This is a genomic window from Candidatus Cyanaurora vandensis, from assembly GCF_013285555.1.
GTDB lineage: Bacteria > Cyanobacteriota > Cyanobacteriia > Gloeobacterales > Anthocerotibacteraceae > Cyanaurora > Cyanaurora vandensis.
On the sequence record NZ_JAAXLT010000141.1, the window covers coordinates 1 to 3,999 of the forward strand.

Annotated in this window: 6 protein-coding genes and 1 tRNA gene; 1 reads left to right on the forward strand and 6 read right to left on the reverse strand. The window is 57.3% G+C overall.

The genetic code is table 11. The features are described from left to right. Window positions 1-78: 78 nt before the first annotated feature. From HFM78_RS09615 to HFM78_RS09640, 6 genes are all read right to left on the reverse strand, one after another. Window positions 79-294, reverse strand: coding sequence for a hypothetical protein (locus tag HFM78_RS09615; protein ID WP_287129227.1), 216 nt, complete (start codon window positions 292-294; stop codon window positions 79-81). A gap of 7 nt (window positions 295-301) precedes the next feature. Continuing rightward, window positions 302-706, reverse strand: a complete 405-nt coding sequence (locus tag HFM78_RS09620) for a hypothetical protein (RefSeq protein WP_287129228.1) — start codon at window positions 704-706, stop codon at window positions 302-304. A gap of 159 nt (window positions 707-865) precedes the next feature. Next, window positions 866-942: transfer RNA gene (locus tag HFM78_RS09625), tRNA-Pro, on the reverse strand. A gap of 51 nt (window positions 943-993) precedes the next feature. Further along, the gene (gene hemE, locus HFM78_RS09630) at window positions 994-2,016 is read right to left on the reverse strand and encodes a uroporphyrinogen decarboxylase (protein ID WP_287129229.1); all 1,023 of its coding nucleotides are present in this window, start codon (window positions 2,014-2,016) and stop codon (window positions 994-996) included. Window positions 2,017-2,049: 33 nt separating this feature from the next. Beyond that, the gene (gene coaE / locus HFM78_RS09635) at window positions 2,050-2,619 is read right to left on the reverse strand and encodes a dephospho-CoA kinase (RefSeq protein WP_287129230.1); all 570 of its coding nucleotides are present in this window, start codon (window positions 2,617-2,619) and stop codon (window positions 2,050-2,052) included. 10 nt (window positions 2,620-2,629) lie between these two features. Further along, window positions 2,630-3,517: a septal ring lytic transglycosylase RlpA family protein gene (locus tag HFM78_RS09640; RefSeq protein ID WP_287129231.1), complete on the reverse strand. Its 888-nt coding sequence runs from the start codon at window positions 3,515-3,517 to the stop codon at window positions 2,630-2,632. A 169-nt stretch (window positions 3,518-3,686) separates the two neighbouring features. On the opposite strand from HFM78_RS09640, the gene HFM78_RS09645 reads away from it, so the two are divergent. Beyond that, window positions 3,687-3,999 (forward strand): AIR synthase related protein (locus HFM78_RS09645; protein WP_287129232.1); only part of this gene is annotated, 313 nt, incomplete at its 3' end.

Below are 3,999 nucleotides of genomic sequence, written 5' to 3' on the forward strand. Positions count from 1 at the left end.
ATGACCTTACTACAGGTGTAGAGCTAGCCTTTAAGCAACGCTATCAACAACGAGGTATCGCGTTGGATAAGTATGTGTTTAATTGACCCACATGCTTAGATCCTTAGGTTCGTGGGCCAGGGGACTATACCCCCCGCGCAATCCCTGGATTTTGGCAAGGTCCTCCGCCGAGAACCCCGCGAAGGCCCCCAGTTTACCGGGGACCGTACACGCCGCCTGCCTCCCCCGGCTCCCAGGTACCGACGTCGCCAGCACCCGTAAGCAGGACGCGAGGGTCAACGGTTCATCCGGCACAAATTTGTTAAAGGCGACTCGGTAGGTCTTGCCCCAGGTGGAGCGCGTCTTGTCCGTGTCCCCATATTTTTTCCAAAAAAGTGAGACGGTATTTTTCGACCCACGCTTGGGCGGTCGCCGGGGCCTCGGCCTCCTCTTTCTGTCGGAGGTACGGTCCCCAACTAAAGGTCTCGCGCTCAAGAGCCTGGGTCACAGTCACCGCCATCTGTTGTGCTTTGCGGAGTCCCTGGACGGTGGCAGTGTACCCGGTTGCTATCTCCTGCCGGGATGTGCCACTCTTGCCCGGTTTCGCTGGCAGAGTCCCCCGCAGGTACAACCGTTTCGACTCCCCGTTAAGGCAAACCATCACCCGTGCGCCCATCTCTTTGAGTTGGATATGCGTTTGGGCTAGTCGGGCGGTGAAGTCCGTCAATTGTTTCCCCGATATTTTCCCCGATTTTAGAGCTGACCAGAATGGATGTAAACGGACGAGAACGGACGTTAATTACATTTAAAGGAAAGTTAGAAGCCCCAGGAGCCTTAGTGGGGGCTGGTCTGGGGCTTGGAATTGGCTCTATGTAAGAGTTTGAATTGGTCGGGATGACAGGATTCGAACCTGCGACCCTCTGCTCCCAAAGCAGATGCGCTACCAAGCTGCGCTACATCCCGATGACCCAGATAGCTTAGCAAAGAAGCTGGTTCTGAACAAGGGCCACTAGGTCAGAGGGACTTGACGAACTCGAAAAAGAAACGAGCGTTCTCCTCGGGGGTAGTGGGTAAGATACCGTGACCGAGGTTCATGATGTGCCCAGTGGGTCCAGCCGCCTGGATCACTTCACGAATTTTGGTGGCAATGAAGGGCTGGGGCGCAAATAGGACACAGGGGTCGAGGTTGCCCTGGACGGCTAGCGCAGGACCCAGACGGGCGCGGGCTTGGTCGAGGTCTAGGGTCCAATCCACGCTAATCACATCCGCTCCCGACTGGCCCATCAACTCCAGAACCCCTGAAGAACCACTGATGTAGAGAATCAATGGGACCTCAGGACGGGCGGCCTTGACCGTCTGGAAAATCTGCTGTTGATAGGGCAAGGCGAATTCACGGAAGGCCCAGGGGGGGAGTTGCCCTGCCCAACTATCGAACATCTGGACCGCTTGGGCACCCTGGTCAATCTGGTAGATCATGTAACCACTGATGGCCTGCGCCAATTTCTCTAGGAAACTGTGCATCAGTTTTGGCTGGGTGAAAGCCATGGTCTTGACCAGCGCGTAGTCCTTAGAGGTTTTGCCTTCCACGGCGTAGGCAGCCAGGGTCCAGGGTGCGCCCACAAACCCCAAGACCGTTGCGCGGTCCCCCACTTCTTGGCGCAGGGTTTTGAGAATAGTGCCGACAAAGGGGACGGCCTGTTCAGGGTCCAGGAGGGTGAGTTGGTCCACTTGGGCTTGGGTGCGGATCGGGTCTTCCATCAAGGGTCCCCGACTCTCCACAATGTCAAAGTTAATACCCAGTCCTGGTAAAGGCGTAAGGATATCCGAGAACATGATCACCCCGTCCGGCCCAAACTCATGGAAGGGCTGCAAGGAGATCTCCACCGCCAGTTCGGGGATTTCGCTGCGTTCACGGAAGGAATATCGTTCGCGGAGGGCGCGGTAACTTTTCATATAACGCCCCGCCTGCCGCATCATCCACACCGGGGGACGGTCTACGGGCTGATGACGGGCGGCTCTGAGAATACGGTCGTTCACCTGGACTTCCTATGCGCTTCAATTATCTTACCGTTACAAGAGACCCAGGACTTGCGCGGTGAGGGCGGCGGGGTCCCCAGAGTTGTCGAGGACTTGGTCGGCGCGGTCAACTTTTTGGGCTAAGGGCCATTGACTGGCTACTCGTTGCTGGATGGCGGGTTCACTGAGACCATCGCGCTCCTGGACCCGTGCTATCTGCTGGTCCGAGCGACAAACAACCACCCAAATCTCGTTCACTAAGTCGGTCATCTGACTCTCAAACAAGAGGGGAACCACTAGCGCAACAGTGGTCGCAACTTGGTTTGTGAGCCACGTTTCGGCCTCAGCCCGGACGGCGGGATGGATTAGGCCCTCTAACCAAAGACGTTCTAGACCATCAGCAAAAACGATTTCTCCCAGGCGTGCCCGGTTCAGTTGGTCCCCCGTGAGAATTGTCGTGCCGTAGCGATTTACAATCGCTTGCCAGCCTGGGGTAGCGGGGATAACAGCGCGGCGGGCGGCTTGGTCAGCATCCCAGACCGGGATTCCTTGACTGAGCAGGACTATTGTCACGGCACTCTTGCCCGTACCCAGCCCGCCTGTCACGCCAATAATCCGTGTCATAGCACTCAGTTTAGCTCTTGCGGCCCAAGACTTCGACGCGCACCCGGGCGACACCCATGTGGATCATGCCCAGGGTTTGAGCGGCAGCCTGAGATACATCTATTACACGACCGCCAACGAAAGGTCCCCGGTCTGTCACTTTAAGGACCACTTGCCGTCCATTTTGAAGATTAGTCACTTTGAGCCGCGTGCCGAAGGGTAGGGAGCGGTGGGCGGCGGTCAGGTCTTTACCCCGGTGAATCTCACCGTTGGCCCCGCGCCGTCCCTGAAACTGTCCCCCATACCAGGAAGCATGGCCCTGGAAGGACTGGATGATGAAGTCTTTAATGCGCTCAGTGATTTGTTCGAGGGGCGAGGCGGGGGCTTTAACTGGAAGGGGCTGCACGGCAACTTGGACAGGAGCCGGGGCAGCTTGGGGCGGGGCGGTCAGCGTCGGTGCAGTGACGGGCACGGGTAAGGCTAGGGCGGCACTAATGCGTTGGACCAGACTTTCAGCCAGAACAGCCCCCCGCGTTCCGGCAGGGCCGCGGACCTGTTCGTTTAAGGTCAACAACAACTGGTCGTCGGAAGTATGAATTTCTAAGGTGCCGCTGTCTTGACGGACTACGAGCGGCCCGGTGAGGACGCGGTTTTGCGCTTGGTTGAGGGCAGCAGCGGTCTGTTCAGCTAGGGTCTGGGCCACTTCCCGGTCTGGGGTGGTGGCGATGATGACGAGGGGCAAATTCTTGAGGTAGACCACGACTTGGGGCCGTTGGGGGTCGCTATAGGTCCGCGCTAGGGCTGCTTCACTCACCACCAGCTTGGGGAGGAGGGGGGGAAGCTCATTGGCAAGGCTAGCTAGGGGCCAACCTAAGCCGACGAGGGCTAGTCCTAGTAACGCGGGGGCGATTTTTGGCATCGTGCGTCCTTTTCTACTTAGGGTAAAAACTCTACCACACACATGGCGACCTGAGCTAGCAAACACAGTCATCATCATGCTTTTTACCCCTTGACAAGGTTTAAAAAATAAACATAGGTAAGTTTTGATACATTTTATGGACAGAGCGCACCGTGGTAGGCTAGGGGGCATGGATTATCGAGCGGCTGGGGTTGATTTAGAGGGGGGGCGGGCCTTTGTGGAGCGCATCCGCCGTCATACCCAAAGCACGAACCGTCCGGGGGTGCTGGGGGGCATTGGTCTTTTCGGGGGGTTATTTGCTCTGCCCACGGGCTACCAAGCTCCGGTCCTGGTCTCGGGCTGTGATGGGGTCGGGACTAAGCTCAAGCTCGCCTTTACCCTGGACCGTCACGACACGGTGGGAATTGACTGTGTGGCGATGAATGTAAATGATGTGCTGTGTCAGGGCGCGGAGCCGTTATTTTTTTTGGACTATATTGCTA